This window comes from uncultured Jatrophihabitans sp. (assembly GCF_964246335.1).
Lineage (GTDB): Bacteria > Actinomycetota > Actinomycetes > Mycobacteriales > Jatrophihabitantaceae > Jatrophihabitans.
In genome coordinates this window covers 8739-35663 of record NZ_CAXTQF010000008.1, presented here as the reverse complement: position 1 = coordinate 35663, position 26925 = coordinate 8739, and the positions used below count along the sequence as shown (strand labels likewise).

Sequence of the window (26925 nt, the reverse complement as noted above, 5' to 3'; positions counted from 1 at the left end):
GGGCGTGCGCGCAATCGATGCGGGTCCTCCGAGGAGGTAGTTCAGCGCGTGCGCAAGACGACAGCCCGGACCCGTGCGTTGCTCGCCCTCGCTGCATGTGGTGTTTCGACAATGGTCGGGGTGCAGGCCTCGGACGCGCACCCGTCCGCTGCCGCCACACCGCGCACCGAGGCCGCAGCCGTCGCCGGGCCGGACCGTACCTCGCACGCATACTTCGGCGCCGTGCTCACCCGGATGCACCTGCCGGTCACCCAGGCCAACCTCGATGCGCTGTACGCGGTCGAGAACCGCGAGGGTGACAACAATCGCTACAACCCGCTCAACGTCGTACAGCGCGAGCCCGGCTCCAGCGCCTATAACTCGATCGGCGTGCAGCGCTACGCAGACTTCGCCACGGGCGTCGCCGGCACCGCCAAGCTGCTGAGCAACGGGCACTGGAAGCGCGTGCGCTCGGCACTGCGCGGCGGTCACTCCACACATGCCGTTCTGGCGGCGTTCTCGTCCGCCTATACCTGGTCCGGCGGCATTACGTTCCGCACCGATCCCACGGCCCTCAATGCCGAGGCGGTGCGCGACGTCGGCGGCAAGTACGCGAACCCGGGTCTGGCGGCACACCGGGCGAACCAGCAGCAGGCCGGCCTGCGCGCGGCGGTCAACCGGCTCAGCGCACCGATGAACGCCGCGCTGTCCCGCAGCGCCGGCGCACGCACCGACTCGGCCGACCAGCAGGCGATCGAGCTCGGTGCCGCGCGGACCGCTGTCGGCCAGCGACTGGTGTCCGTTGCGCTGGACCGCCGTGCGGCGATCCAGCGGCAGCTTTTCGTCGGCGCCATCACCTCGCAGTACATGAGCGGCGGCAGCGCTGCCTCGGCCGCCCAGCTCATCGACTCCAGCTCACCCAACGACTACATGACGTACCTGACGCTGCAGCGGTATGTGACGTCGGACCAGCGGCTCGTCCTCAAGCGCTACGCCGCGGAGCAGAAGCAGGCCGACGCCGCGGCCGCGGTCTTGGCCCGCACCACGGCCACGCTGCAGCGCGCGTCGCGCGCCATGGTCACCGACCGGCACGTCTGGACGACGATGGATGCCCGCGCCGCGAAGCTGCGTACCCAGCTGATGGGCGTGCTGCGGCCTGCGCTCGCCAACTCGATCACGCAGCCGCTGGCGCAGACGGATCTGGCGAGCCTGCGGCCGGCCAAACCGCCGGTGCGCCCGGCGCACCCGAAGCATCACACCAAGCACCGACACGGGGACGGCCACCAGCTCGCGACCAAGTCCAGCACGAAGCAGACGCAGCACAGCTGAACGACAGGGCTGGCCGGCGGCTGCCTGCGCGCCCTCCCGCGCGGTGCGGCACAGCCGCGCGGTGGCGTGGGTGCCTGTCCGGCAGAACGCCAACTATCCGTCGCTACGGCGACGCAAACTTGGCGTTTGTCGGCGGAGGTCCTTCCGCGCCGGCGTTCGCAGCGATCACGTCAGCCCGATCGCGCCAGCTGACGGCCTACGGCGCGAGTGGCAGCGGCCTAACCGCCCGTCCGTTCGACGATGCCGCGCACGAAGGCGGCCTGCCCCGCATGCTGCGTGTCGTCGTTGACGACGCTGACCAGCCGGACCGCGACCGTCACCGGCGGATCCCACGCGTCGTCGACGATGCGGTCCAACGCGTCGTCGTCGAGGTCACGCACATAGGCCGACGTCGCGGCATGGACGTCGTCGAGATACCCGACGAGGTCGTCCGCCGAGACACCGCGTACCTGTCCGACTTCGTCGCTCGACTGGCCGTACCCGATCGCGCCGTCGTCGAAGGGCAGTCCGAAGCGAGCGGACCAGCCGGCCGCCGTCCACCGCTGCTCGGCGCCGGCGAGGTCTGCGACATGGTCGTCCTGGACCCGGGCGAGATGCCACACCAGCCAGGCGATCGAGTTGGCGTCACCATCGACGCGGGCGGTCAGCTGCTCCTCGCTCAGGCCCTCGACGGCCCCGGCTGCCGTGTCGCGCGCACGTTCGAAGGCGTCGGCGAGCAGTTCCGCGACGGTGGTCACGCGCTGCCGCTTCCGACGATCTTGAAGCCGACTTTCAGGTACACCTGGAAGTGCGCGACCTCGCCGTTCTCGATGTGCCCGCGCGTCTGGGTGACCTCGAACCAGTCGAGTTCCTGCAGTGTCTCGCTGGCGCGGGCAATGCCGTTCTTGATGGCCTCGGCGATGCTCACCGGCGACGTGCCCACGATCTCGACGACGCGGTACGTGTTGTCCGACATGTGTGTCCTCCTCTCGACTCGGCATGCCCAGCGACCCGCCGACCCTCACACGAGTGCTTGACGCAACCGTCCGGGCAGGCCAGCCTCGGCGGCACCGACACGCCCGAGGGGGACGCATGACGACGCAGCAGCCGCCGACGCAAACACCGGCGCACAAGGCCGACCTGGTGCTCGAGGGCGGCGGCGTGAAGGGCATCGGGCTCGCCGGCGCCGTGCTGGCACTCGACGCCGCCGGCTACCGCTTCTCCCGCGTCGCCGGTACCAGCGCGGGGGCGATCGCCGCCGCGCTGATCGCGGCGCTGAACGCACGCGGGCGGCCGATCAGCGAGCTGCGCGACATCCTGGCGACGGTCGACTATCCGAAGTTCGAGAGCGGCAACGTCATCACCGAGGCGGCCGGGCTGCTCACCCACATGGGTCTGCACGACGGCGACTATCTCGTCGAGTGGCTGGGCGACGCTCTCGAGCAGATCGGCGCGACGAGATTCGGCGACCTGCGGCTGGACGACTCCGGCGCGGACGCGAACCTCACCGACGCGCAGCGTTACACGCTGATCGTCGACGTCTCGGACATCAGTCGCGGCCGGTGCGTGCACCTGCCGTGGGACTACCCCGCCTACGGCCGGCACGACATCGACGACGAGCTGATCGTGCACGCGGTGCGCGCGTCGATGGCGATCCCGTTCTTCTTCCGGCCGGTGCGCTTCGACGCGCCGGAGACCGACTTCGGCGATCAGCACTTCACCGCCTCGAAGATCACCTGGGTCGACGGCGGCATGCTGTCGAACTTCCCCGTCGAGGTGTTCGACCGCACCGACGGCAGTGCGCCGCGCTGGCCGACCATCGGCATCAAGCTGTCCGCCCGCGAATTCGTCGTGGCACCGGCGAACGAGATCCACGGTGCGGCGAGCGAGGCATTCGCCGCGCTGCACACCCTGATCAACAACGACGAGCGCTACTACGTGCCCGGTGACAAGGCGAACCGGACGATCTTCGTCGACAACGCCGGGATCAGCGCAACAGACTTCGGCATCACCAAGGAGCAGCAGGACACGCTGTTCGCGAACGGCCGGTCCGCCGCGCAGGCGTATCTGCAGACTGCGCGCTAAGTGCCGCGGCTGCCGTAGTGATTGACCGAGCGCCCTCCCGGGTACTCGCTGGTCGAGGACCACCGCGTCAACCGCGACGTGACGCATCGACCCCGCGAGGCGAAGATGGCGACGCGACGCTGCCGGCTGACGTTCATCGGCACGGCGACCGTACTGCTGGAACTCGGTCCGTTCACAGTGCTCACCGACCCGAACTTCCTGCACCGCGGCCAGCGTGCCTATCTGGGGCACGGGCTGTACTCGAAGCGGCGAACTGAACCAGCCCGCACGATCGACCAGCTGCCCGAGCTGGATGCGATCGTGCTCTCGCACATGCACGGCGACCACTGGGACCGCGTTGCAAAACGCGGCCTACCGCACGACCTGCCGGTCTACACGACGCCGCAGGCGGCCCGCGCCCTGCGCCGGCAGCATTTCACCGCGGCGCACCCCTTGCCGACCTGGCAGGACGCCACGCTCGAACGCGACCAACACCGGCTGACGGTGACGGCCACGCCGGGGCGGCACGCGGTAGGCCTCGCCCGGCACCTGCTGCCCCCGGTCATGGGAAGCATCCTCGACTACACCGGGCCGGACGGTGCGGTGCTGCGCCTGTACATCAGCGGCGACACGTTGTTCGTCGACGACCTGCGCGCGATCCCCGAGCGATTCCCGGACATCGACGCCGCGATGCTGCACCTCGGCGGCACGACGCTGCCAGGCGGCATGGTGGTCACGATGGATGCCGGGCAGGGTGCCGACCTGCTGGATCTCGTGCGTCCCCGGTTGGCGGTGCCGGTGCACAACGACGACTACGGCGTCTTCAAGTCGCCGCTCTCGGCATTCTTGGACGAGACGCAGCGACGCGGCACCCGCGCCTCGGTGCGCGTCGTCGCACCGGGCGAGACGATCGACCTGCTCGACTAAGCCGAGAGCGGCACGTCGACGCGCTCGCGCAACTCGTCGAGCGACATGCCCCACGTGCCGAGCACCCGCACTGTGCCGTCGGCGAGTTCGAACACCGCGTGATCGGTGTAGACGCGACTGACGCACCGCACGCCGGTCAGCGGATAGCTGCATTCGTTGACGAGTTTCGCGCGCCCGTCGCGATCGAACAGCGACATCATCACGAACACCGCCTTGGCGCCGATCGCGAGGTCCATGGCGCCGCCGACGGCCGGGATCGCGTCCTTCGCGCCGGTATGCCAGTTGGCCAGATCGCCGCGCGCGGACACCTGGAACGCGCCGAGCACGCAGACGTCGAGGTGACCGCCGCGCATCATCGCGAAGGAGTCCGCGTGATGGAAGTACGCACATCCCGGCGTCTCGGTGACGGGCAGCTTGCCGGCGTTGATCAGGTCGGGGTCGATCTCGTCGCCGGTCGCGGCGCGGCCCATGCCGAGCATGCCGTTCTCGGTATGCAGCGTGACCCCGTTCGCCGGATCGAGGTGGTCGCCGACGGCGGTCGGCTGGCCGATGCCGAGATTGACGTAGGCGCCGGCCGGGATGTCGGCGGCGATCCGGGCGGCGATCTCGTCGCGCTCGAGCGGACCGCGGTCGGTGTGCTGCGGCGCGTTCACGTCGACGCCGCTTCCTGACGTGCCGGCGGCACGACGACGACGCGGTCGACGTAGATGCCCGGGGTCACCACGGCTTCCGGGTCGAGCTCACCGGCGTCGACCACCTCGTCGACCTGGACGACGGTGCGGGCGGCCGCGGTAGCCATGACCGGCCCGAAGTTGCGTGCCGTCTTGCGGTAGACCAGGTTGCCGGCGGTGTCCGCGCGGTGCGCCTTGATCAGCGCGACGTCGCCGCGGATGGGGTACTCGAGCAGATAGTGGCGACCGTCGATGGTGCGCTGCTCCTTCCCGTCGGCCAACGGCGTGCCGACACCGGTGGGGCAGTAGAACGCACCGATGCCGGCGCCCGCAGCGCGCATCCGCTCGGCGAGGTTGCCCTGCGGGACGAGCTCCAACTCGATGTCGCCCGCGCGGTAGAGCTCGTCGAATACGTACGAGTCGGTCTGCCGCGGGAACGAGCACACGATCTTGCGCACATGCCCGGCGCGCAGCAGCGCGGCCAGGCCGGCGTCGCCGTTGCCCGCGTTGTTGTTGACGATCGTCAGCTCGCGCGCACCGCTCTCGCGCAGCGCGTCGATGAGTTCCATCGGCTGCCCGGCCGTCCCGAAGCCGCCGATCAGGACGGTGGCGCCGTCGCCGATCCCGGCCACCGCGGCGGCCGCATCCTCGACGATCTTCACGTGTCCGACCCGTCCGCGATGTCACCGGTCTCCGCGAGGACCTGCTGCGCCACGCGGAACGCGGCGTTCGCCGCCGGCACACCGACGTAGATCGCGGCGTGTAGCAGCGTCTCGCCGATCTCGTCGGGGGACAGGCCGTTGCGCCGCGCGGCATGGACATGCATGGCGAGCTCGTCGAGGTGCCCGTGCGCGACGAGTGCGGTCAGCGTGATCAACGAGCGGTCACGACGCGACAGTCCGGGCCGGGTCCACACGGTGCCCCACGCGTACTGCGTGATGAAGTCCTGGAAGTCGGCGGTGAACTCCGTGGTGCCGGCGACGGCGCGATCCACGTGCGCGTCGCCGAGCACCGCACGACGCACCGTCATGCCGGCCGCGGCCACCTCCGCGCCGCTGCGCGACCGGGACACCTGCCGGCGGATGAGCCGGGCGACCTGCTGCGGCGCCTCTGCCGGGGCCAGGTGCGCGACACCGTCGAGCACGTCGAGCCGCCCGTCGCGCACCGACTCGGCGACGAGTCGAAGGTCGGCGACGGGTACCACCGCGTCCGCTGCACCGGCGATCGCGAGCAGCGGCGCTGCCAAATCGGCGAGCCGGTCGCGGATGTCGAAGGTCGCCAGCGCGTCACAGGCCGCGATGTAGCCGGTGTCGTCCACCTGCCGCAACGTGTCGAGCAGCGCGTGGGCGACGCCCGGCGCGCGGTCGGCGAAACCCGGGGCGAACCACCGCTTCGCCGAGCCCTCGACGACGGCGTCGGTGCCGCCGGCCCGCACCGTCTCGACCCGATCACGCCACCCCTGCGCGTCGCCGATCCGCGCGGCGCTGCAGCAGACGGTGACGGTCCGCACGAGCTCCGGCCGGTCGAGGGCGAGCTGCATGCCGACCGCGCCGCCGAGCGAATCGCCGGCTACGTGCACCGGACCGTCCGCGTGCGCGCCGATGCCGATGGCGACCGCGGCGGCGAGGTCCCCGACCGCGTACTCGTTGGCGGGCGCGGGCGCGGGCGCGGCGCCGTGCCCGGGCAGGTCCCAGCCGAGGACGGTGAAATCGTCGCGCAGCAGGTCGAGCACCGGCGCCCACAGTTGCGCGACCGCAGTGCCGAGCGACGGGCCGAGCACGAGAGCGGGGCGGTCGTCCGGACCGGCGAGGCGGCGGAACGCAACGTCAGATACCGACCCGGCCATCAGCGCGCCTTCCCTGCGGCCCGGGTGATCGCTGCGTCGACGAGACCGGCGCCGGTGCAGAGATACGCGTCATCGCCCGCGGTCGCGTCCGCGCCGAACAGCGCCCGCATGCTGTCGCGCTCGGCGAGTGCGCCCGGCAGCGACGCGGCCAGGTTCGCCTGCATCCGGTCGGGATGTACCCGCAGACTCGTGATCAGCTCCGTCGCCTGCGCAGCGGCACTGACGGCGTGCCTGGCCAGCAGTTGCAGCGGCTGCCATTCCGCGTGCCACCCGCCGTCCGGACGTTCGTCGACGGCGGACGCGCTCGCCACATGCAACTGCATGCCGACGCCCGGCGCGGTCAGCGCCGCGCGACGCAGCAGCACCGCGAGCACCGGGTTGGCCTTCTGCGGCATGGTCGACGACCCGCCGCCGGACGGCTCGGTCAGCTCGCCGAGCTCCGGCCGGCCGAGCACCAGGACGTCGTTCGCGATATGCCCCCACGCGTCGGTGCAGCGCACCAGCGCGTCGCCGATACGGGTCACCGGTGCGCGGGTGGTGTGCCACGGCGCGGCAGGGTCCAGGTCGAGCGCCTGGGCGGTCCGGGTGACGACCGCGTCCACGGTGTCGGCCGGGTCTGCGCAACCGGCGAGGGTGGCGAGCTCGAACAGTGCCGCCCGGGTGCCGGCCGCCCCGCCGAGCTGCACCGGGAAGCGCAGCGCGTCCAGGTCCGCGACGGCGTCGAGCAGGCCGTGCAGCCAGGTCGCCACCTTGACGCCGAACGTCGTCGGTACCGCGTGCTGGGTCAACGTGCGGGCGATCATCGGGGTGTTGCGGTGTGCGTCGGCGAGCTCGGCGAGCGCAGCGGTCTGCGTCTGCAACGCGGGCCGCAGCTGCGCCACCGCGTCGCGAGCGCAGATCATCAGCGCGGTGTCGAGGACGTCCTGGCTGGTGAGTCCGCGGTGCAGCCAGGTAGCGGCCTCGTGCCCGCCCAGCCGCGCACGCAGCAGGGCCAGCACCGGGGCCACCGGAGTGCCGCCGGCCTCGGCCTCGGCGGCCACCCGCGCGGCGTCGTCCGGACCCACGACGGCGAGTGACTCGGTCGTGGCGGACCTCGGCGCTATGCCGGCGTCGACGAGCGCGCTCAGCCACGCGGCCTCGGTCGCCACCATGGCGTCGAGCACCGCGCCGTCGGCGAAGATCTCGCCTGCCCGGTTGTCGCCCGGCCAGAGCAGCGCGCTCATCGAGAGTTACGGAAATCCAGAAACACGGTCTCGTTGTGCCCCTGGAGCACGACGTCGAACCGGAAGCCCTGCTCGTCCGGCTCCGCGAGGAGTGTGCCGCGACGCTCGTCGGGCAGGGACGACAGAAATGCGTCGTCACCGGTGCTGCGGTCTGGCGTCGGCAGGTAGACGCGGGTCAGCAGCCGGTCGAGCAGGCCCCGGGCGAACACCGTCATCGCGAGGAACGGCAGTCCACCGGACGGCGGCAGCGCGGGCACGACGGTGGAGAACGAATAGTTCCCTGCGCCGTCGGTCGCGGCCCTGCCCCATCCGGTGAACGTCCAGCCGTCCCGGTGCAGCGATCCCCCCGTGGCCGGCACCGAGCCGTCCTGTGCGGGCTGCCAGATCTCGAGCATCGCGTCGGGCACCGGTACACCCGCGCCGTCGAGCACCCGGCCGTGCAGGTGCACCGCATCCGGGTGTGCGCGGGGCACGAGTTCGGCCCCGCCGGCATAGGGCAGCGCCGTGCCGAAGAACGGGCCGACGGTCTGCCCGGCCGTGCCGCGCTCCGTGCTCACCGGGCCGCCTCGGTCCAGGTCTGTCGAGCACCGTCGAGCACGACGTCCCAGCGGTAACCCGTCGACACCTGCGGCGTGGTGACGTCGTGGTCGTAGGCGGCGGTCAGCCCGTCACGTGCCTTCGGATCGGTGATCGACTGGAAGATCGGGTCCAGCGCGAACAACGGATCGCCCGGGAAGTACATCTGGGTGACGAGCCGCTCGACGAAGGCGTTGCCGAACAGCGAGAAGTGGATGTGCGCCGGGCGCCACGCATTGAGGTGGTTCTTCCACGGGTACGGGCCGGGCTTGATCGTCGTGAACCGGTACCACCCGTCGTCGTCGGTCAGGCAGCGGCCGGCGCCGGTGAAGTTGGGGTCGAGCGGTGCCGGGTGCTGGTCGCTCGCGTGGATGTAACGGCCGGACGAATTGGCCTGCCACACCTCGACGAGCTGGTTGCGCACCGGCCGGCCCGCGGCATCGACGATGCGACCGGTCACCGTGATGCGCTCTCCGAGCGGCTCGCCGCTGTGCTGCGCAGTCAGGTCGGCCTCGATCGCCGCTACGTCCTGCGGACCGAACACCGGCACCGCGAGCTCGATGTCGTCCGGGTCGGCCTGCACCGGCGCCTTGGTGGGGTGCCGCAGCAGGCTGCTCCGGTAGGGGGAGTAATCGAGCAGCGGTTCGCCGCGGTTGGGATGATCGCGGGCGAGTTCGGCGATCTCGGCGCTGATCCGCGCCTGATCATCGATCGCAGGCTCCGACGACACGACTCGGTCGACCTCGCGGACATTCGCCATGTGCATGGACGCTATTGCGTCGGCAACGCCGCGCGTCAACGATACTTTCACTGGATGGAAGAGTCGCTGGGTGAAAGGGGGAGTGATGGCCGGGAACGTGGCCGAGCACGGCGCGTCCGTCACGGCGCGCGCGTTGCGCCTGCTCGGCGCCTTCGACTACGCGCACCGCCGGCTGTCGTTGAGCGACCTCGCTGCCCGCGCCGAGCTGCCGATGCCGACGGCCCACCGGCTCGTCGCTGAGCTGGTGGCCTGGGGCGCCCTCACCCGTGAGCCCGCAGGTTCGTACGTGGTCGGTCGGCGGATGTGGGATCTCGGCCTGCTTGCGCCGGTGCCGACGACGCTGCGGGCGATCGCGTCGCCGTTCCTGCACGACCTGTACAGCGCGACGCTGGCGACCGTGCACCTCGCGGTGCGCGACGGCACGCAGGTGCTCTACCTCGACTCGCTGCGCGGGCACGCGTCGGTGCCGATCGTCAGCGGCGTCGGCTCGCGGCTGCCGATGCACGCCACCGGTGTCGGCAAGGCGCTGCTCGCGTTCGCGCCGGAGGTCGTGGTCGACGAGGTCCTCGCCGACCTGACGCGCATCACGCCGTACACCATCACGCAGCCCGGTCGGCTGCGGCACCAGCTGCGGCGCGTGCGCAGTGACGGCTTCGCCCACACCAGTGAGGAGATGAGCCTGGGCGCCTGCTCAATAGCGGTGCCGGTGCGGTCGTCGGCCGGCGAGGTGGTGGCGGCGCTCGGCATCGTGGTGGCCGATCTGCGCCGCGAGCGCAGCCGCCTGGTCGCCGCACTGCGGGTCGCCGTGCGTGGCGTCGAGCGCAGTATCGCCGAGTTCGATTCCGTCCAGTGAAACCGCGCGGTGGTGCACGCCCGACGCGACTGCGCAGACTCTGAGGGATGCGCACCGAGGTGGCCGTCGTCGGGGCCGGCCCGGCCGGGCTGCTGCTTGCGCATCTGCTCGCCGCGGACGGCGTCGACTGCGTCGTGCTGGAGAGCCGATCGCGCGAGTACGTCGAAGGACGGATACGTGCCGGCATCCTCGAGGCGTCGACCGTGGACGTCTTCGACCGCGCCGGCCTGGGTGAGCGCCTGCACCGCGAGGGCTTCGCCCATCGCGGCATCCACCTGCACTGGCCGCACGAACGGCACCACCTGGATTTCGTCGACCTCGTCGGCCGCGGTGTCTGGGTCTACGGCCAGACGGAGCTGACGAAGGACCTCGGCGCCGCGCACGACCGCGCGGGATCGGCGCGCTGGTATGACGTCAGCGACACCGCCCTGCACGACATCGAGACCGACCGCCCGTACGTCACGTTCGTCGACGACGAGGGCGCGGCACAGCGGATGGACGCCGACGTCGTGGTCGGTTGCGACGGGTCGTTCGGGCCGAGCCGGCAGGCGGTGCCGCGAGACGTGCAGGACGTGTGGCAGCGCGATTACCCGTACGCGTGGCTCGGCGTCCTGGCCGACGTCGCACCCTCGACCGACGAGTTGATCTACGCCTGGCACCCGGACGGTTTCGCGCTGCACTCGATGCGCTCCGCGCACGTGTCCCGGCTGTACCTGCAGGTCGAGCCCGGCACCGACATCGAGGACTGGTCCGACGAGCGCATCTGGGACGCGCTCGCGACGCGGCTCGGCGACGGGCACGACGGCTGGCAGCTGATGCCGGGGCCGATCACCGACAAGTCGGTGCTGCCGATGCGCAGCTTCGTCGCCGCGCCCATGCGCCACGGCCGGTTGTTCCTCGCCGGCGACGCCGCGCACATCGTGCCGCCGACCGGTGCGAAGGGCCTGAACCTCGCCGTGGCCGACGTCGCGGTGCTCGCCGAGGCGCTGCGTCAGCTGTTGCGCAAGCACGACGCGTCGCTGGCCGACGCGTACTCGCAGACTGCGCTGCGCCGGGTGTGGCGCTGCACGCATTTCTCGTGGTGGATGACGACGATGCTGCACGCCACGGGCGACCCCTTCGACGCGCAGCTGCAGCTCGCGCAACTGCAATGGGTCGCGACGAGCACCGCCGGGATGACCGGCCTCGCCGAGAACTACGCCGGGCTGCCGTTGGCGCTCGAGGCATGACACGACGACGGGAGACGATGTGACCGACACGCAGGCGGGACAGCTGCTCGACGACGCACGGTGGCGCGGGCAGGTGTTCTCCGACGGCTGGCACGAGGCCCACGGCGGCGCCGCCCCGGTGCGTGAACCGGCCACCGGCGACGCGCTCGGCGAGATCGGGCTGGCCGACGCCGAGGACGTCGCGCGGGCCGGCAGGTCCGCCGCATCAGCGCAGCGCGAATGGGCGGCAACGCCGTTCCAGGAGCGCGCCGCGGTGCTGCGCCGGGCAGGTGAGCTGATCGAGCAGAACGCCGAGCAGATCCAGTGGTGGATCGTGCGCGAGGCCGGTTCGATCCCGCCGAAGGCCCAGCTGGAGACGCACGTCGCCGCCCAGGAGTGCTTCGAGGCCGCCGCGCTGCCGTCCCGCCCGTACGGACTGCTGCTGCCCAGCGAGCAACCGCGCACCAGCATGGCGCGCCGCCGCCCGGCCGGCGTCGTCGGCGTGATCGCGCCGTTCAACGTGCCGCTCATCCTGTCCATCCGCTCGGTCGCGCCCGCGCTGGCGTTGGGCAACGCGGTGGTACTCAAACCCGACCCGCGCACCGCGGTGTGTGGCGGCGTCGTGCTGGCCCGGGTTTTTGAAGAGGCCGGGCTGCCCGCGGGCGTACTGCACGTGCTGCCCGGCGGCGCGGAGGCCGGTGCCGCGCTCGTGGCCGACCCGAACGTGCGCGTCATCTCGTTCACCGGGTCCACCGCCGCCGGCCGCAAGGTCGGTGAGGCCGCGGGCAAGTACCTCAAGCGCGTGCACCTCGAACTCGGCGGCAATTCGGCGATGGTCGTGCTCGACGACGCCGATCTCGAGCTCGCCGTCGGCGCCGCCGCGTTCGGCTCGTTCCTGCACCAGGGCCAGATCTGCATGACCACCGGTCGGCACCTGGTGCACGAGAGCCTGCTGGGCGACTACGTCGACGCGTTGGCTGCGAAGGCCGAGGCGCTGCCCGTCGGCGATCCGGCGCGCGACCAGGTCGCGCTCGGCCCCATCATCGACGCCGCGCAGCGCGACAAGATCCACGAGCTGGTGACGAGCAGCGTCGACGGGGGAGCGAAGCTCGCCGCCGGCGGCACGTACGAGGAATTGTTCTACCGCCCGACGGTCCTGCAGGCCGAGCCCGACGTGCCGGCCTGGACGCAGGAGATTTTCGGCCCGGTAGCGCCGGTCAGCGGTTTCAGCACGCTCGACGACGCCGCACGGCTCGCCGCCGACACCGAGTACGGGCTCTCGCTCGGCATCATCACCCGCGACCCGCTCGCGGCGTTGCAGCTGGCCGACCGCATCCCGACAGGCATCGTGCACATCAACGACCAGACCGTCAGCGACGAGGCGCACATCCCGTTCGGCGGTGTCGGCGCGTCCGGCACCGGCTCCCGCTTCGGTGGCGCGGACGCCAACGTCGAGGCGTTCACCGAGACCCAGTGGGTGACGATGCGCAGCGACGTGCCCGTCTACCCGTTCTGAAGCACCTCCGTCACCGCCCCGCCCGTCCGCCCGTCCGCCCGACCGCCGTCCGCCCGTCCGAACCAAACCCCAGGTGATCAACAGTAGGTATGGGTCGCTATGACGACCAGAAGCTACTGTTGATCAACGGGATTCAGCATCCAGCGAGAGGATTTCTTGATGACCGCGCGCACGACACCGCCGTTCCGCGCCGATCACGTCGGCAGCCTGCTCCGCCCGAAGAACCTGATGGAGGCCCGGGCCGCGAAGGCCGACGGCACGATGTCCACCGAGGAGCTGCGCGCCGTCGAGGACGACGCCATCCGCGACGTCGTGCGGCTGCAGGAGAACATCGGCCTGCAGTCGGCCACTGACGGCGAGTTCCGCCGCACCACGTGGCACATGGACTTCATCTACCAGTTGCAGGGCGTCGCGCAGACCACTGAGAAGATCGAAGTGCACTTCCGCAACGCCAACGGCGACCTGGACTTCAGCTCCGCCGCGCTCAAGATCGACGGCAAGGTCGGGCTCGACCATACGATCTTCGGCCCCGACTTCGAGTTCCTGAAGTCCGTCGTCACCACCGCGACGCCGAAGCTGACCATCCCGTCGCCGAGCATGGTGCACTACCGCGGCGGCCCGGCGGCGATCGACAAGTCGGTGTATCCGGACGAGAACGAGTTCTGGGACGACCTCTCCGCTGCCTACGCCAAGCAGGTGGAGCAGGTCGCTGCGCTCGGCTGCACGTACCTGCAGCTCGACGACACCAGCCTCGCCTACCTCAACGACCCGGCCCAGCGCGCCGATCTGACCAGCAAGGGTGGCGACGCCGAGCACCAGCACGAGCGCTACATCCGCCAGATCAACAAGGCGATCTCCGGCCGGCCGGACGGCATGCACGTCACCACGCACCTGTGCCGCGGCAACTACCGCTCGTCGTGGACGGCCGAAGGCGGTTACGACTTCGTGGCCGAGGCCTTGTTCGGCGAGCTCGACGTCGACGGGTTCTTCCTCGAGTACGACGACGCACGCTCCGGCGGCTTCGAGCCGCTGCGCTTCGTGCCGCCGGGCAAGCAGGTGGTGCTCGGCCTGGTGACCACCAAGCGACCCGAGCTCGAGTCGAAGGACAACCTCAAGCGGCGCATCGACGAGGCCGCGAAGTACGTGCCGCTCGATCAACTGTGCCTGTCCGGGCAGTGCGGCTTCTCCTCGACGGTCGAGGGCAACGACCTCACGCTCGACGACGAGATCGCCAAGCTCTCGCTGATCGTCGAGACCGCGGCCGAGGTGTGGGGCTGATCCTCGCGTCCGTCGGCGCTGCGCGGTGTTGCGCACCCGTCTGCGTTTGCGTCCGGCGAGTGTGGGAATGACTCGGTAAGGCGGGCGGCGCGCAACCCATGCGATCACCGCCGCGCCCCGATCGGATCGGTTGCACCATGAGCACTGGTTTCCGGTGAACCCCGACAGCCTGCTGCGCGCCGTGGCCGTCGGCGCCGCGACCGGCAGCCGGTCGTTCCTCGGCCTCGCCGCGTTGACGTTGGCCACACCTGCCGACGCCGACGGCCAGCCGGACGCGACGCTGGCCAAACCGTGGGCCAAGGGCGTCACGAGCACGATGGCCCTCGGCGAGCTGGTGGGCGACAAGCTGCCGCAGTCGCCGAGTCGCGCGACGTGGGCGCCGCTCGGCGCTCGGTTGGCGACGGCGTCCGGGGTGGGCGCGTTGGTCGGCCGGCGCTTCGGGCAGCGAGCGGCGACCGGAGACCCGGTGTCACCACGGCCGGTGACCGACGACGCGAGCCAGCAGCGGCAACAGCGCAGCGACATGGTGATCTGTGCGGCGCCGTGCTCGAGGACGCCTTCGCTGCCGCCTTGAGCTTCGCCGCGGCTCGGCCGAGCGCTACCGGGCCGGCGCGGCACGCGGCCGCGCCGACGCCACCCGTGCCCGGCTGACCGCTGCGCCGGGCGTAGCGGGTTGCTACCTTTACCGACGGCGATGGATCCCGCCGTGGGGCGTCACGACCCCTGAACCGCCCGTCCGGGCTGATGGTTCCTTCCGTACCAGGGAGGAGCTGACGCATGCCGCCAACCGGCGACGATCCATTCCTCGACAGCGTCGAGGACGACGACCCCGCCGACCCGGATGCCGTCGGCGCCGACAGGTCCGATGCGCATCCCGAGCTGCCGCTCAACCCAGACGTCGGGCTGCCGCTGCACCTGCGTCCGGACGCCATCGCGCTCGTCTTCCTCGGTGGTGCAATCGGCACCGCCGCGCGGTACGGGCTCGCCCAGCTCGCGCCGACACCGGCGCGGGGCTGGCCGACCGGCACGTTCGTCGCCAACCTCGTGGGCGCCTTCGTCCTGGGCGTGCTGCTCGAGGGGCTGATGCGACGCGGCGCCGACACGGGGTGGCGGCGGCGCGCGCGACTGCTCGTCGGTACCGGGTTCTGCGGCGGCCTGACCACGTACAGCACCTTCGCCGTGGAGAACGCGCTGCTGGTGCGCGGCGATGACACCGGTCTCGCCGCCTGGTACCTCGCGGTCAGCGGCACGGCAGGATGCCTGGCCGCCGGCATCGGCATCTGGATCGCGACCGCCCATCACCATCTGGTGCGCAAGCGTGCCGAGGCGGCGGCGTGATCGTCACGTTGATGTGCCTGGCCGGTGGCCTCGGTGCCGTCGCGCGCTTCATGTTCGACGGGTTCGTGCGACCGCGCACGCGCGGCGATTACCCCTGGGGCACGCTGCTGATCAACGTGAGCGGTTCCCTGGTTCTCGGCGTGCTGACCGGCCTGGTGCTCTTCCATGGCGCGCCGGACCAGTTGCGTGTCGTGCTGGGCACCGGCTTCCTCGGCGGCTACACGACATTCAGCACGGCCAGCTTCGAGACGGTGCGCCTGCTGCAGCAGGGCTCGGCCGCGCGGTCACTCAGCTACCTGGCCGCGTCGGCGCTCGGCAGCGCGGCCGCGGCAGGCATCGGGCTCGCGCTCACCGGATCTCTACAGTGAGCGAATGGTCGAACCCGCACCGACGCTGATGGTCGTGCACGCCCACCCCGACGACGAGGCCACCGGCACCGGCGGCACTCTGGCGAAGTACGCGGCGCAGGGCGTGCGCACGGTGCTCGTCACCTGTACCGACGGCCGTTGCGGCGACGGGCCGGGTGGGGTGAAGCCGGGCGAGCCGGGTCACGACCCCGCGGCTGTGGTGGAGATGCGCCGCGCGGAGCTCGAGCGCAGCTGCGCCGTGCTGGGTGTCACCGATCTCGAGCTGCTCGGTTACGCCGACTCCGGGATGATGGGCTGGTCGACCAACGACGCGCCGGATTCGTTCTGGACGACGCCCGTCGACGACGCCGCCGCGAAGCTCGCCGCACTGATGGACAGCTACCGTCCCGACGTCGTCGTCACCTACGACGAGAACGGCTTCTACGGCCATCCCGACCACATCCAGGCGCACCGCATCACGATGGCGGCGCTGGAGCGCTACGACGGTGCGGCCAAGGCCTACTGGATGACCGTGCCACGCTCGGAGTTGGCGCGTTTCGGTGAGGTCATGCGCGAGTTCGGTGAGGACTGGGACGAGCCCGGTGAGGACGGCGGCGACGGCGGCGACGGCGGCGACGGCGGCGACGGCGGACCCGGTTTCGAGATGGGCCTGCCGGACGACGAGGTCTCGGCCTGGCTCGACGTCCGTGAGTTCGCGAGCCAGAAGTACGACGCGCTCGAGGCACACGCCAGCCAGGGCGAGAACATCTTCTTCCTGCGGTTGGGCAAGGAACGGTTCGCGGATCTCATGGGCGTCGAGACCTATGTGCGCGTGCGCGACACCACAGGTGCGGCGACGCCCGAGGACGACCTGTTCGCCGGCCTGCGCTGACCGTCCCGCTTCACCCCGGTGATCAACAGCAGGTTCTGGTCGCCCTGGCGACCAGAACCTGCTGTTGATCACCGAGAGGTGGTGGTGGCCTCTCCGTCCTGCACGGGCTACTCGACACCTGCGGAGCGCCGGCTCCCACGTGGTACCGCCCGGGCGCGGCGTCGATGACCGGCTGACCGCGCTCGGGAGGTACCAGGTACGGCGCCACGGGTGCGGGTGGCGTTCACACCGGCAACCGTCCCCGACTTTCCTCCCGGTGATCAACAGCCGCTTCTGGTCGCCAGGGCGACCAAAACCTGCTGTTGATCACCGGGGGGGTTGGGCGAGCAGCTCGCGCAGCATGTGCATCGCGATGGTCACCGATCGGCGCCGCACGTCCGCGCGCGAGCCGGGCGACACGATGCGCCGCTCGAGCACCTGCGCGCCGTCCGACGCGCACAGGTAGACCAGGCCGACCGGCTTGTCCGGCGTGCCGCCGCCGGGCCCGGCGATGCCGGTGATGCCGACGCCGACATCCGTGCCGACGCGCTCGCGGGCGCCGTCGGCGAGCGCGCGCGCCACCTCCGCGCTGACCGCGCCGACGCGTTCGATCAGCTCGGTCGGCACCCCGGCCAGCCGGTGCTTGGCGTCGTTCGAGTAGACGGTCAGCGCGCCGGTGACGTACGCCGACGAGCCGGCGAGATCGGTCAGCCGCCCGGACAGCAGGCCGCCGGTGCACGATTCGGCCGTCGCCACGGTCAGTCGGCGTTCGAGCAGGCGCCGGGCGACGATCTCGTCGACCGTCTCGCCATCGGGGGAGTAGACGGTGTCGGCGTAGGTGTCGACGAGCACCCGGTGCAGTGCGTCGTAGGTGTCCTGCGCGTCGGGGGCGTAGCGCGTGACGATCTCCAGTTCACCGTCGCGCAGGCAGGTGGTGATCTCCAGTCCGACCTGCAGCTGCTCGTGTTCGCGCAGGGTCGCCGCGAGATCGGACTCCGCGGTGCCCCACAGCAGGATCGTGCGCTGCCGCAGCTCCTGCGCGCCGGCCAACGCGGTGCGCACGGTCGGGTTGTCCAGCGCCGCGGACCACATCGCCTGCACCTCGCGCGGCGGGCCGGGGAGCACGAGCACCGGTGGCCCCGGTCGGCCGGCCGGCGCCGGCACGACGAGCCCGGGTGCGGTGCCGGCCGGCTCCAGAACGTCCGCCCCCCGCGGGACGAGCGCCTGCTTGCGGGTGCCGGCGGCCGCTGCCGTGTCGTCCATCCGCCAGGCGCCGTTCGCGCGGATGCGGCCGATGATCGCAGTAATCCGCTGTTCGAGGGACGCGTCGAGTTCGAGCGGACGTCGCTGGAACCCGCCGACGACCTCGGCGGTGCGATCGTCGTCCGTCGGTCCCAGACCGCCCGAGGTGATGATCAGGTCCACCCGCGCGTCGCGGAAGAAGCGCAACGCGTCGTGCATGTCGTCCGGCCGGTCGCCGACGACGACCACCTGCGTGACGTCGATGCCGGCGACGCGTAGCTGCTCGGCCAGCCACGGGCCGTTGCGGTCCGTGACGCGGCCGGTCAGCACCTCGGTACCGGTGACGACGATGCCCGCGCGGCTGCTCATCGGCGGGTGGCGACGCGCGGCTCGCTGACCGACCCGCGCGGTTGTGCCACCGGGGTCACGAGCGTGCGGCGCGAGCGCTTGTCCTCGTCGATGGCGCGCACGGTCCGGCTCACCGCGTCGGTCACCAGGGAGTCGACCGGCCAGCGGAAGTTCGACAGCGGCGGGCTGAGCAGCCGGGACACCGGATGATCGTCGTAGCCGAGTACGGAGACGTCGTCCGGGATGGCGAGCCCGAGCGCGTTCGCGGCGGCGTAGACGCCGTAGGCCATCGAGTCGGCGAGACAGAAGAAGGCAGTCGGCCGGTCGTCGTCGGCCAGCGCCTCGGTGGCGACCGCTGCGGCGCGATCGAGCTCATGTGACGACATGTGGAACGACACCCGAAGGCCGAGATCAGCACTCACCCGGCTGATCGCAACCTCGGCCGGCCGGTCCGGTGTGTTGCGGGCGGAGGGCGTCAGCACGGCGACCCGTCGGTGCCCGGCGTCGGCCAGCTGGCGCAGCGCCGCGCCGACGCCCGCGTCGTTGTCGAAGACGATCTCGGCCGCAGTGGCCGCGCCGGGGATGCCGTCGCCGATCGACACCAGCACGGTGCGCCGGGCGATCTTCGGCCAGTGCTTCGCGTTCGGGTCCACCCACAGCACGATCAGTGCGTCGACGCGCTGATCGACGAGCTGGTTCGCCAGCTGCATCTCGAGCTCGGGGCTGTTCGACGCATCGACGATCAGCGCGTGCCGGTCGTGCTCGAGCAACTCCCGGCCGAGCGCTGCAGCGACGCTCTGCTGCCAGATGTCTTGCAACGAGCCGCACAGCACGCCCACGTTGCCGGTCCGGCCGGACGCGAGCGCGCGGGCGATCGGGTCCACCTGGTAGCCGAGCCGGTCGGCGACGTCGCGCACCCGGGTCTGCGTCTCGACCGGCACGTGCAACCCACGCAACGCGTATGAAACGGCGGCGGTGGACAATCCAGATTCTTGTGCAACGTCGCGCAGTGTCACTCGCTTCGCCCGCTCGCGCACAGCACGATCGTAACCAGGAGTGACTGTCGAGGCGGTACGCACGGGCTGGTGAAGCGTTACATTGAAGCGCTTCACCTGATAGGGTCCAGACGACCGGAAGGGGAGACGTTGAGCGGCCGGATGGACGTGCACCAACACCTCTGGCCGGCTGCGCTGGTCGAGGAGCTGCGCCGCCGCACCAGCGCGCCCATGTTGCGTGGCTGGACGCTGCACACCGACACCGAACCGCCCTTCGACGTCGCCGCGACGGACCACGACCCGGGCGCGCGGGCCGCGCTGGAGCACGGCACGGACTCGGTGCTGGTGTCGCTGTCCGCGCCGCTCGGCATCGAGGCGCTGGACCCGCTCGAGGCCCAGCCGCTGCTGCAGGCGTGGCACGACGGCGCGCAGGAGCTGCCCGCGCCGTTCGGTGCCTGGGCGTCGGTCACCGACACCGACCCGGACCTGCGTGCGCTGAAGGACCTGCTGAGTGCCGGGTTCGTCGGCCTGCAGCTGCCGGCGGCCGCCTTCGCCACGCCGGACGCGGTCGAGCGTCTCGCCCCGGTGCTGGAGGTCTGCGCCCAGGCCGATCGGCCGGTGCTCGTGCATCCGGGCCCGGCGGCCGCCGGATCGGAGGGCACCGTCGCGCCGTGGTGGCCGGCCGTCGTCGACTACACCGCCCAGCTGCAGCGGGCGTGGTGGTCGTGGCACGTCGCCGGGCGCGCCGTGGCGCCACAACTTCGGCTGTGCTTCGTCGCCGGCGCCGGCCTCGCGCCGCTGCAGCACGAACGCTTCACCGCCCGCGGCGGCGGCCGGTTTGTCGTCGACCCGGACGTCTTCGTCGACACGTCCAGTCACGGACGGCAGGCGATCGACGCGCTGACCCGCGCCCTGGGCATCGACGCCGTCGTGCTCGGTAGCGATCGCCCGTACGCCGAACCGGCCGACCGGCTCGCCGACGGCCCCGACCACTTGGACTCGTTCGGCGGTGCTGCGTGGCAGGCCGTGTGCGCCCGCAATCCCCGACGACTCCTGGACGGAGGACCAGCATGACCGCCATGCCAGCGCCCGAACGCGATCCCGGCGTACCCGCTCGCGCCGCGCACCCGATCGACGCGATGGCCGACGGCAGTGCCACGGCGAACCTGCCGCACCGTGCTCTCGTCCACGCCGAGCTGCAACACCTTGCGGCGTCGATCGCGGCCGACCCGCAGCTGTGGCGCGAGCATGTCGCGTTCGACGACGACGAGCGGCACTACGTCTGCCTGTACCGCGACGCGCACGTCGACGTGTGGGTGCTGTGCTGGACGCCGCGCAACGACACCGGCTGGCACGACCACGACGTCTCGTCCGGCGCGGTCGCCGTCGTGCAGGGCCGCCTCGTCGAACGCAACCTGGCCGTCGGCAGCCCGATCGTGTCCACGGTCGTCGGCGCTGGCCAGGTGTTCGGCTTCGGGCCCGACCACATCCACCGGCTCACCGGAGTCGACGCAGGCAGCGTGAGCATCCACGCATACTCTCCGCCGCTGTGGCGCATGGGTCAGTACGCGCTCAGCGCCGACGGCGTCCTGCGCCGCACCTCGGTGTCCTACGCCGACGAGCTGCGCCCGCTCGACGACATGGAGCCGCCCGCGACCGACCCGACTCAACTCGCGGCCCCGTGCGCATGACTGCCGCGCGCGACGACGCCGACGAGCCGTTGGACCTGCTCGTCGTGGGCGGCGGCGTCATGGGCCTGTTCACGGCGTACTACGCCGCGGTCGGCGGCGCGCGGGTCGCCGTGCTCGAACGCGGCGAGATCGGTGACCCGGCCACCGCGTCCTACGGGCGCACCCGCTCCTACCGCAAGGACTACCTGGACCCGCTCTACGTCCGGCTCGCCGACGAGGCAGTGACGCTGTGGACGCGATTCGAGCAGCGCACCGGTGTGCGCGCGCTCGTGCGCTGCGGGTGCATGAACATCGCCAAGGCCTCGGTCACCGCCGACCTCGCGGACACCTACGCCGAACGCAGTGCAGAGATGCTCGCTGCCGTCGGGATGCCACTGACGACGTTGCGCGCTGACGAGATCACCGGGCGATATCCCTACCTCGATGCCGACGTCGCGCATCTCGACCCTGCCGCGGGGCTGGTCGACCTGCGGGCGGTGGCCGATGCGCTGACCGGCGCGCTCGCCGAATGCAAGGTCGACGTGTACGAGCACGCGGAACCCGACGCCGTCCGCCGCGGCGACGACGGTCTGCTGCACGTCGACAGCAGCGCGGGGGAGTTGGTCGCGCGCAAGCTGGTGATCACGGCCGGGCACGGCACGAACGACGTGCTCGCGCTCGTGCCGGGCGCCGATCTGCAGGTGCCGCTCACCCGCGATCGCCCCAGCGAGGCGAAGTACTTCGTCCCGCCGGCGAACGCCCGAGCGCAGTTCGGCTCCGACGCGATGCCGGTGATCGCCTACCTGGACACCGGTGTGTACGTACACCCCATCGTCGACGGCGTCATCGACAAGGTGAAGGTGGGCTACTACAACCCGCCGGACATCCCGCGCGACCGCAGCGGCGTGCGCGACATCGCCGACTTCGTCGCGCAGTGCATGCCCGGCCTCGCCGACGCCACGTACGAGGACGTACACGACGTCGATCAGTGCGACTACGACCTCGTCGCCGACGACGACTTCGTGCTCGGCGCAGTGCCCGGCGTCGCCGACGTGTTCGTCGGCGTCGGCTGGCGGGGCACCGGCTACAAATTCGCGCCATGGATCGGCCGGGTGCTGCACGAGCTCGCGCTGCAGAACGGCAGCGTCTACGACCTGCGCCGTTTCGATCCGGCCCGCTTCAGCGTTCTGGCACCGTCGCCGGACATCGCCCACCCGGCAACCTCGTTCACCGCACCCGAGGAGGACGCGTCATGACCGCAACACCGACATCCCGCCCGTCGCCACGAACGTTCGAGCAGCGCATGGCCGACGGCGTCGTACTCGGCGCCGAGGGCTACGTCTTCGAGCTCGAACGGCGCGGCTACGTCAAGGCCGGTCCGTACGTGCCCGAGGTCATCCTCGATGCGCCGGACGCCCTGCGCCAGCTGCACCGCGAGTTCCTGCGTGCCGGCGCGGACGTGATGGTCGCGCTGACGTACTACGCGCACCGCGAGAAGCTGCGCGACGTCGGCCGCGGCGACGACCTGGAAGCCATGAATCGCCAGGCGGTGCGCATCGCGAACGAGGTCGCGGCCGAGGGCGGCGCGCTGGTGGCGGGCAACATCTGCAACACGTGGTGCTACGACCCGCGCGATCCGGTGGGTTCGGGCGCTGCCGTCCGGCAGCAGTACCGCGAGCAGCTGGGCTGGGCGAAGGACGAAGGCGTGGATTTCGTCATCAGCGAGACCAACGACTACCTCGGCGAGGCGTTGATCGGCCTCGAGGTGTGCCACGAGCTCGGGTTGCCCGCCCTGGTGACGCTCGCCAGCGTGCAGCCGGAGACCACCTACGACGAGGTCGACTACGTGCGTGCCTGCCGCACGCTCGCCGAGCGGGGCGCCGCGGCAGTGGGGCTGAACTGCTCGCGCGGGCCGGCCACCATGCTGCCGCTGTTGGAACGCATCCGGGACGCGGTGGACGTGCCGGTCGTCGCCCAACCCGTGCCGTACCGCACGGACGAGCGGACCCCGGCGTTCGAGTCGCTGACCGATGCCGACGGCATGCGACTGTTCCCGATCCAGCTGGAAAGCGCGGCGCACACCAGATTCGAGATGGCGCAGTTCGCTTGCGACGCGGCCGCACTCGGCCTGGGCTACATCGGCATCTGCTGCGGCGGTTCGCCGCACTACGTGCGCGCGATGGCCGAGGCACTCGGCCGCGTCACGCCGGCGAGCCGCTACTCACCCGCGATCGAGCTGCACCCGGTGCTCGGTACGCAGGAGGGCGTTGGCGCCGCGACCATGGGCGATTGGACGAGCGCCGCCTCCTGAGACCTCGCGCCGTCGCCCGGCACCGCTCAGCGCGAGGCGGCCGGCGCGGCGTCCAGGAGGTCTTCCGGTGGCGGCGCGTCAGCACCGGCGCTGCGCCAGGCGCGCCAGCGACGCACGGCTGCGCGGAACAGCGCCTGGATGCCGACCACCAGCCACGCGCAGGCCACCAACAGGACGACCGCGACGATGCCGTCCAGCCACCAGTGATTGCCGGTGGCCACGACGACGAAGACGGTGATCACGGTGTGCGCCGCGCCGATCCAGCGCCACCTGCTCGGACTGATGCGCACCGTGTACCACCCGACGAGCACCGCCCACGCGACGTGCACCGACGGCATCGCCGACAGCTGGTCGGCGGGGAAACCGTTGTAGACGGATTGGTTGTACACCTTGGCCAGGTCGACGATGCCGTCACCCGTCGTCAGTCGCGGCGGGGCCACCGGGATCAGCTGCACGAGCAGGCAGGCGAGCGTCGTCCAGGCGAGCACCTGCCGCACCGGCTTGTAGTGCTCGCGGTGCCGCCAGAACAGCCAGAACAAGAACACGAACATCATCGAGAAGTGCATCGTGGCGTAGTAGAGGTTCGCCGGCTCGACGACCCACGAATGCCCGATGATCACATGCTGCACGCTGGCCTCGGACGGTAGCGGCAGCCAGTCGTGCTCGAAGCGGTACACCCAGTGGCCGCGCCGGTAGCCACCTGCGCTGCCGGCGTCCGCAAGCTGACCGGCCAGCTGCCACATGCCGTAGAGCGCGGCGATGACGGCAGTCTCGCGGGCGAACGCGCCCACCTTGCGCATGTGCGGTTCGTGCGAAAGCGCCATCGCGCAGCCCACGACGCCCAACCCCGCGGCGAGGCCGCCGGCCTGCTGCCAGCTCAGGGCCACCGTCTGCACACCGACATTCTGCCGGTTGCCCCGTGCGAGTGCCCGTTGCCGGTCCGCGTTGATGCACGGGACATGAAACGGGGCATAAGTCAGTGATCCACACCCGCAGTCGCGAAGGAGACCTGCGCATGACCGCAGTCGCCGAGACCGCCCCGAAATCGGCGCGCAGCCTCGTCCCGGCACGAATGGACCGGCTGCCGTGGACGCACTTCCACTGGCTCGTCGTGGTGGGCCTCGGCGTCTCCTGGATCCTCGACGGCCTCGAGGTGCAGATCGTCGCCCTGAACAGCGCACCGCTCACCGACAAGGCGACGCTGGCGCTGACGACGCAGCAGGTGGGCCTGCTCGGCACCTCGTACCTGATCGGCCAGGTGGTCGGCGCGTTGTTCTTCGGCCGGCTCACCGACACCCTCGGCCGCAAGAAGCTGTTCATCATCACGCTGGCGATCTACCTGCTCGGCAGCGGCATCGGTGGCTTGTCCTGGAACTTCTGGTCGCTGATGGTCTGCCGGTTCATTGCCGGCACCGGCATCGGCGGCGAGTACACCGCCATCAACTCCGCGATCGACGAGATGATCCCGTCGAGGTTCCGCGGCCGTGTGGACATCGCCGTCAACGGCACGTATTGGGCCGGTGCGGCGCTGGGGTCCGGCGTGGGCCTGTACCTGTTCTCCAGCCACGTGCCGATCCAGTGGGGCTGGCGCATCGGCTTCTTCATCGGGCCGGTGCTGGGGCTCGTCATCATCTTCCTGCGCCGGTCGATCCCGGAGAGCCCGCGCTGGCTGATGACGCACGGCCGCAACGACGAGGCCGAGGCAACCGTCGACGAGATTGAGCGGCGCATCGAGGCCGAGGGTGCGCAGGTGCCCCCGGTCGACGAGTCGAAGGCGATGGAGGTCAAGGACCCACCGCACATCGGGTTCTTCCAGCTGACCCGGATCTTCTTCGGCACCTATCCGAAAAGGTCCGTCTACGGCTTCACGATGATGGCCACGCAGGCCTTCTTGTTCAACGCCATCTTCTTCACCTACGCGCTGGTGCTGCAGAAGTTCTACTCGGTGCCGGCCGGGCACATCGCCTACTACTACTTCCCCTTCGCCGTCGGCAATCTGATCGGTCCGCTGCTGCTCGGACCGCTCTTCGACTCGATCGGCCGGCGCAAGATGATCTTCTTCACCTACGGCGTCTCGGGCGTGCTGCTGCTGGTGTCGGCGTCGTTGTTCAACGCGGGTGTGCTCTCGGCCACCACGCAGACGCTCATGTGGTCGATCGTCTTCTTCTTTGCATCGGCGGGGGCGTCGTCGGCCTACCTGACCGTCAGCGAGATCTTCCCGCTCGAGCTGCGCGGGCAAGCAATTTCATACTTCTTCGCGATCTCGCAAGGCATCGGCGGGTCCCTGGCGCCGACGATCTTCGGTCACCTCATCGGCGGCCAGAACAACAAGCACGTCCAGACCGGGCCGCTGACGTGGGGATATGTGATCGGCGCGGTCATCATGATCATCGGTGGTCTGGTCGCCTGGTTCATCGGCGTCGACAGCGAGGGCAAGTCCCTCGAAGACATCGCCGATCCGCTGTCCGCGGTCAAGAGACCGGAAGGTGGCGTCAGCCCGCAGGCGGAGCCTGCGTCGTGAGCGCTCCCGCCAGTGGAGGGGTGGTGGTCGGCGTCAGCCCGACCACCGGGTCACCACAGGCATTGCGATGGGCGGCGGGGGAGGCGCGACTGCGAGCCGCACCATTGCGCGCGGTGATGGCGTGGCGTCCACCCCGGCCCCCCGCCGTCGCCGGCACCCGACCGCCCGCTGGTCTGACGCAAGCCGGAACGGACGCTGCTGCCGAAGCCGAGCAGGCGTTGCGCGAGTTCGTCGCGCAGGCGCTCGGTGCGGACTCGTTGACTCCACCGGCCGCGGGCGGCGTGCACTGCGAGGTGGTGCGCGGCTCCGCCGTCACCGCGTTGTTGACCAGTGCGCGCGACGCGCAGCTGCTCGTCATCGGCGAGCCGCGCGCCGGGCGGGTCAGCAACGTGCGGACGACGCTGGTGGCGCCGCAGGTGATGCTGCGCGCGAACTGCCCGGTCGTCGCCATGCCGCGGGCGGTGGGGACGGCCTGACGCCTCAGGACACGGCAGGGCTGTCAGGTGTTGCGGCGCACTCCGCCGTGCTCGGGTCCTTCGTCCCCGCCGACGGCATGCTCGGCGTCCTCCTCGCTGATGTGCACGCCCGCGGTGGGGTCGCCCGCTCCGGTGCCGGACACGTCCGGTGCCTCTCCGGCACGCGGCGCGTCGGTGGGCGGCGGACCTTCGTCCGCCGCCCGGGCCAGCGGCGACGACTGGTTCGCCTCGTAGGCACGGGCATCGGGGTTGGCCGCGGCGTCGATGCCTTCATGCGGCTCGGGCGGCAGTTGCTGATCGGTGGGTTCGCTCACCCGATCGGCCTACCCAAGTCGAACGTCACCGCCCCACCGCGCCGCGAGTAGTTCGCGGCACGATGGGGCGGCAACCCCTCCGCGGGGGATCGGGGGGATTCGGGGGATCAGCGGGCGTGGTACTTCCCGGTCCACGCAAGCCGCCATGTGTTGGGTCCGATGAGGCCGTTCGGCACGAGGCCGTTGAGCCGCTGCAACTGCGTCACCATGTACCAGGTCTGCCAGCCGTACTGGCCGGTGCCGGCCGGGAAGTACCCGCGGTGGTGCATCTCGTTCTGGAAGG

At 71.0% G+C, this 26925-nt stretch carries 30 protein-coding genes and 1 riboswitch; of the genes, 17 read left to right on the top strand and 13 right to left on the bottom strand.

The window, feature by feature from the left end; all coding sequences use genetic code 11:
* The first annotated feature begins 120 nt into the window (after positions 1-120).
* Positions 121-1308, top strand: a complete 1188-nt coding sequence (locus ACFFCN_RS04080) for a hypothetical protein (protein WP_375489851.1) — start codon at positions 121-123, stop codon at positions 1306-1308.
* Positions 1309-1526: 218 nt separating this feature from the next.
* Here ACFFCN_RS04080 and ACFFCN_RS04075 read toward each other — a convergent pair whose 3' ends face one another.
* Positions 1527-2045, bottom strand: a complete 519-nt coding sequence (locus tag ACFFCN_RS04075; protein ID WP_375489850.1) for a DinB family protein — start codon at positions 2043-2045, stop codon at positions 1527-1529.
* Complete coding sequence (locus ACFFCN_RS04070; RefSeq protein ID WP_375489849.1) at positions 2042-2263, bottom strand: dodecin; 222 nt, start codon at positions 2261-2263, stop codon at positions 2042-2044. Before ACFFCN_RS04070 ends, ACFFCN_RS04075 begins: the two co-directional genes overlap by 4 nt.
* 116 nt (positions 2264-2379) lie before the next feature.
* On the opposite strand from ACFFCN_RS04070, the gene ACFFCN_RS04065 reads away from it, so the two are divergent.
* Both ACFFCN_RS04065 and ACFFCN_RS04060 read left to right on the top strand, forming a co-directional pair.
* Positions 2380-3372 carry a patatin-like phospholipase family protein gene (locus ACFFCN_RS04065; protein WP_375489848.1) on the top strand — a complete coding sequence of 331 codons (993 nt, stop codon included), beginning with the start codon at positions 2380-2382 and terminating at the stop codon, positions 3370-3372.
* Between the two features lie 105 nt (positions 3373-3477).
* Positions 3478-4278, top strand: a complete 801-nt coding sequence (locus tag ACFFCN_RS04060) for an MBL fold metallo-hydrolase (protein ID WP_375489899.1) — start codon at positions 3478-3480, stop codon at positions 4276-4278.
* On the opposite strand, the gene ACFFCN_RS04055 is transcribed toward ACFFCN_RS04060, so the two are convergent.
* The 6 genes from ACFFCN_RS04055 to pcaH are packed head-to-tail and all read right to left on the bottom strand — an operon-like array spanning position 4275 to position 9354.
* Positions 4275-4931 carry a 3-oxoacid CoA-transferase subunit B gene (locus ACFFCN_RS04055; protein WP_375489847.1) on the bottom strand — a complete coding sequence of 219 codons (657 nt, stop codon included), beginning with the start codon at positions 4929-4931 and terminating at the stop codon, positions 4275-4277. The genes ACFFCN_RS04060 and ACFFCN_RS04055 overlap by 4 nt on opposite strands.
* Positions 4928-5611, bottom strand: coding sequence for a 3-oxoacid CoA-transferase subunit A (locus ACFFCN_RS04050; RefSeq protein WP_375489846.1), 684 nt, complete (start codon positions 5609-5611; stop codon positions 4928-4930). The genes ACFFCN_RS04055 and ACFFCN_RS04050 overlap by 4 nt, the downstream gene beginning before the upstream one ends.
* Positions 5608-6795 carry a 4-carboxymuconolactone decarboxylase gene (pcaC, locus tag ACFFCN_RS04045; protein WP_375489845.1) on the bottom strand — a complete coding sequence of 396 codons (1188 nt, stop codon included), beginning with the start codon at positions 6793-6795 and terminating at the stop codon, positions 5608-5610. The genes ACFFCN_RS04050 and pcaC overlap by 4 nt, the downstream gene beginning before the upstream one ends.
* Positions 6795-8018, bottom strand: coding sequence for a lyase family protein (locus ACFFCN_RS04040; RefSeq protein WP_375489844.1), 1224 nt, complete (start codon positions 8016-8018; stop codon positions 6795-6797). The genes pcaC and ACFFCN_RS04040 overlap by 1 nt, the downstream gene beginning before the upstream one ends.
* The gene (gene pcaG / locus ACFFCN_RS04035; protein ID WP_375489843.1) at positions 8015-8575 is read right to left on the bottom strand and encodes a protocatechuate 3,4-dioxygenase subunit alpha; all 561 of its coding nucleotides are present in this window, start codon (positions 8573-8575) and stop codon (positions 8015-8017) included. The genes ACFFCN_RS04040 and pcaG overlap by 4 nt, the downstream gene beginning before the upstream one ends.
* Positions 8572-9354 carry a protocatechuate 3,4-dioxygenase subunit beta gene (gene pcaH, locus ACFFCN_RS04030; protein ID WP_375489842.1) on the bottom strand — a complete coding sequence of 261 codons (783 nt, stop codon included), beginning with the start codon at positions 9352-9354 and terminating at the stop codon, positions 8572-8574. Before pcaH ends, pcaG begins: the two co-directional genes overlap by 4 nt.
* Positions 9355-9439: 85 nt before the next feature.
* Between pcaH and ACFFCN_RS04025 the strand changes: the two genes are divergently transcribed.
* From ACFFCN_RS04025 to ACFFCN_RS03990, 8 genes are all read left to right on the top strand, one after another.
* Positions 9440-10207, top strand: a complete 768-nt coding sequence (locus ACFFCN_RS04025; RefSeq protein ID WP_375489841.1) for an IclR family transcriptional regulator — start codon at positions 9440-9442, stop codon at positions 10205-10207.
* A 47-nt stretch (positions 10208-10254) separates the two neighbouring features.
* On the top strand, positions 10255-11436 hold the full coding sequence (locus ACFFCN_RS04020) for a 4-hydroxybenzoate 3-monooxygenase (RefSeq protein ID WP_375489840.1): 1182 nt from the start codon (positions 10255-10257) through the stop codon (positions 11434-11436).
* Positions 11437-11455: 19 nt separating this feature from the next.
* Entirely contained in the window at positions 11456-12931 is a 1476-nt protein-coding gene (locus tag ACFFCN_RS04015; RefSeq protein WP_375489839.1) for a benzaldehyde dehydrogenase, read from the top strand.
* A gap of 159 nt (positions 12932-13090) precedes the next feature.
* Positions 13091-14209, top strand: a complete 1119-nt coding sequence (locus tag ACFFCN_RS04010) for a 5-methyltetrahydropteroyltriglutamate--homocysteine S-methyltransferase (RefSeq protein ID WP_375489838.1) — start codon at positions 13091-13093, stop codon at positions 14207-14209.
* A gap of 154 nt (positions 14210-14363) precedes the next feature.
* Positions 14364-14783 carry a hypothetical protein gene (locus ACFFCN_RS04005; RefSeq protein ID WP_375489837.1) on the top strand — a complete coding sequence of 140 codons (420 nt, stop codon included), beginning with the start codon at positions 14364-14366 and terminating at the stop codon, positions 14781-14783.
* A gap of 107 nt (positions 14784-14890) precedes the next feature.
* Positions 14891-14970: riboswitch (Fluoride riboswitch) on the top strand.
* A gap of 16 nt (positions 14971-14986) precedes the next feature.
* Positions 14987-15547 (top strand): fluoride efflux transporter FluC, encoded by a 561-nt coding sequence (locus ACFFCN_RS04000; RefSeq protein ID WP_375489836.1) that lies wholly within the window; start codon positions 14987-14989, stop codon positions 15545-15547.
* On the top strand, positions 15544-15915 hold the full coding sequence (crcB, locus tag ACFFCN_RS03995) for a fluoride efflux transporter CrcB (RefSeq protein ID WP_375489835.1): 372 nt from the start codon (positions 15544-15546) through the stop codon (positions 15913-15915). The genes ACFFCN_RS04000 and crcB overlap by 4 nt, the downstream gene beginning before the upstream one ends.
* A gap of 28 nt (positions 15916-15943) precedes the next feature.
* Entirely contained in the window at positions 15944-16786 is an 843-nt protein-coding gene (locus tag ACFFCN_RS03990; protein WP_375489898.1) for a PIG-L family deacetylase, read from the top strand.
* 306 nt (positions 16787-17092) lie between these two features.
* Here ACFFCN_RS03990 and ACFFCN_RS03985 read toward each other — a convergent pair whose 3' ends face one another.
* Positions 17093-18376 (bottom strand): competence/damage-inducible protein A, encoded by a 1284-nt coding sequence (locus ACFFCN_RS03985; RefSeq protein ID WP_375489834.1) that lies wholly within the window; start codon positions 18374-18376, stop codon positions 17093-17095.
* Positions 18373-19338 carry a LacI family DNA-binding transcriptional regulator gene (locus ACFFCN_RS03980; RefSeq protein WP_375489833.1) on the bottom strand — a complete coding sequence of 322 codons (966 nt, stop codon included), beginning with the start codon at positions 19336-19338 and terminating at the stop codon, positions 18373-18375. The genes ACFFCN_RS03985 and ACFFCN_RS03980 overlap by 4 nt, the downstream gene beginning before the upstream one ends.
* A 162-nt stretch (positions 19339-19500) precedes the next feature.
* Here ACFFCN_RS03980 and ACFFCN_RS03975 point away from each other — a divergent pair, with 162 nt between their 5' ends.
* The 4 genes from ACFFCN_RS03975 to ACFFCN_RS03960 are packed head-to-tail and all read left to right on the top strand — an operon-like array spanning position 19501 to position 23331.
* Complete coding sequence (locus ACFFCN_RS03975) at positions 19501-20424, top strand: amidohydrolase family protein (protein ID WP_375489832.1); 924 nt, start codon at positions 19501-19503, stop codon at positions 20422-20424.
* On the top strand, positions 20421-21041 hold the full coding sequence (locus ACFFCN_RS03970) for a cysteine dioxygenase family protein (RefSeq protein ID WP_375489831.1): 621 nt from the start codon (positions 20421-20423) through the stop codon (positions 21039-21041). The genes ACFFCN_RS03975 and ACFFCN_RS03970 overlap by 4 nt, the downstream gene beginning before the upstream one ends.
* Entirely contained in the window at positions 21038-22276 is a 1239-nt protein-coding gene (locus ACFFCN_RS03965; RefSeq protein WP_375489830.1) for an NAD(P)/FAD-dependent oxidoreductase, read from the top strand. Before ACFFCN_RS03970 ends, ACFFCN_RS03965 begins: the two co-directional genes overlap by 4 nt.
* Entirely contained in the window at positions 22273-23331 is a 1059-nt protein-coding gene (locus tag ACFFCN_RS03960; protein ID WP_375489829.1) for a homocysteine S-methyltransferase family protein, read from the top strand. Before ACFFCN_RS03965 ends, ACFFCN_RS03960 begins: the two co-directional genes overlap by 4 nt.
* Before the next feature lie 26 nt (positions 23332-23357).
* Here the strand turns inward: ACFFCN_RS03960 and ACFFCN_RS03955 are convergent, their stop codons facing one another.
* Complete coding sequence (locus ACFFCN_RS03955) at positions 23358-24227, bottom strand: phosphatase PAP2 family protein (RefSeq protein ID WP_375489828.1); 870 nt, start codon at positions 24225-24227, stop codon at positions 23358-23360.
* A gap of 119 nt (positions 24228-24346) precedes the next feature.
* Here ACFFCN_RS03955 and ACFFCN_RS03950 point away from each other — a divergent pair, with 119 nt between their 5' ends.
* Both ACFFCN_RS03950 and ACFFCN_RS03945 read left to right on the top strand, forming a co-directional pair.
* Positions 24347-25852 (top strand): MFS transporter, encoded by a 1506-nt coding sequence (locus ACFFCN_RS03950; protein ID WP_375489827.1) that lies wholly within the window; start codon positions 24347-24349, stop codon positions 25850-25852.
* A complete protein-coding gene (locus ACFFCN_RS03945; protein WP_375489826.1) occupies positions 25849-26328 on the top strand; it encodes a universal stress protein in 480 nt (159 codons plus the stop codon). Before ACFFCN_RS03950 ends, ACFFCN_RS03945 begins: the two co-directional genes overlap by 4 nt.
* A gap of 23 nt (positions 26329-26351) precedes the next feature.
* Here the strand turns inward: ACFFCN_RS03945 and ACFFCN_RS03940 are convergent, their stop codons facing one another.
* Together ACFFCN_RS03940 and ACFFCN_RS03935 are read right to left on the bottom strand one after the other, a co-directional pair.
* On the bottom strand, positions 26352-26642 hold the full coding sequence (locus ACFFCN_RS03940) for a hypothetical protein (RefSeq protein ID WP_375489825.1): 291 nt from the start codon (positions 26640-26642) through the stop codon (positions 26352-26354).
* Between the two features lie 107 nt (positions 26643-26749).
* Complete coding sequence (locus ACFFCN_RS03935) at positions 26750-26911, bottom strand: peptidoglycan-binding protein (protein WP_375489897.1); 162 nt, start codon at positions 26909-26911, stop codon at positions 26750-26752.
* Positions 26912-26925 lie beyond the last annotated feature (14 nt).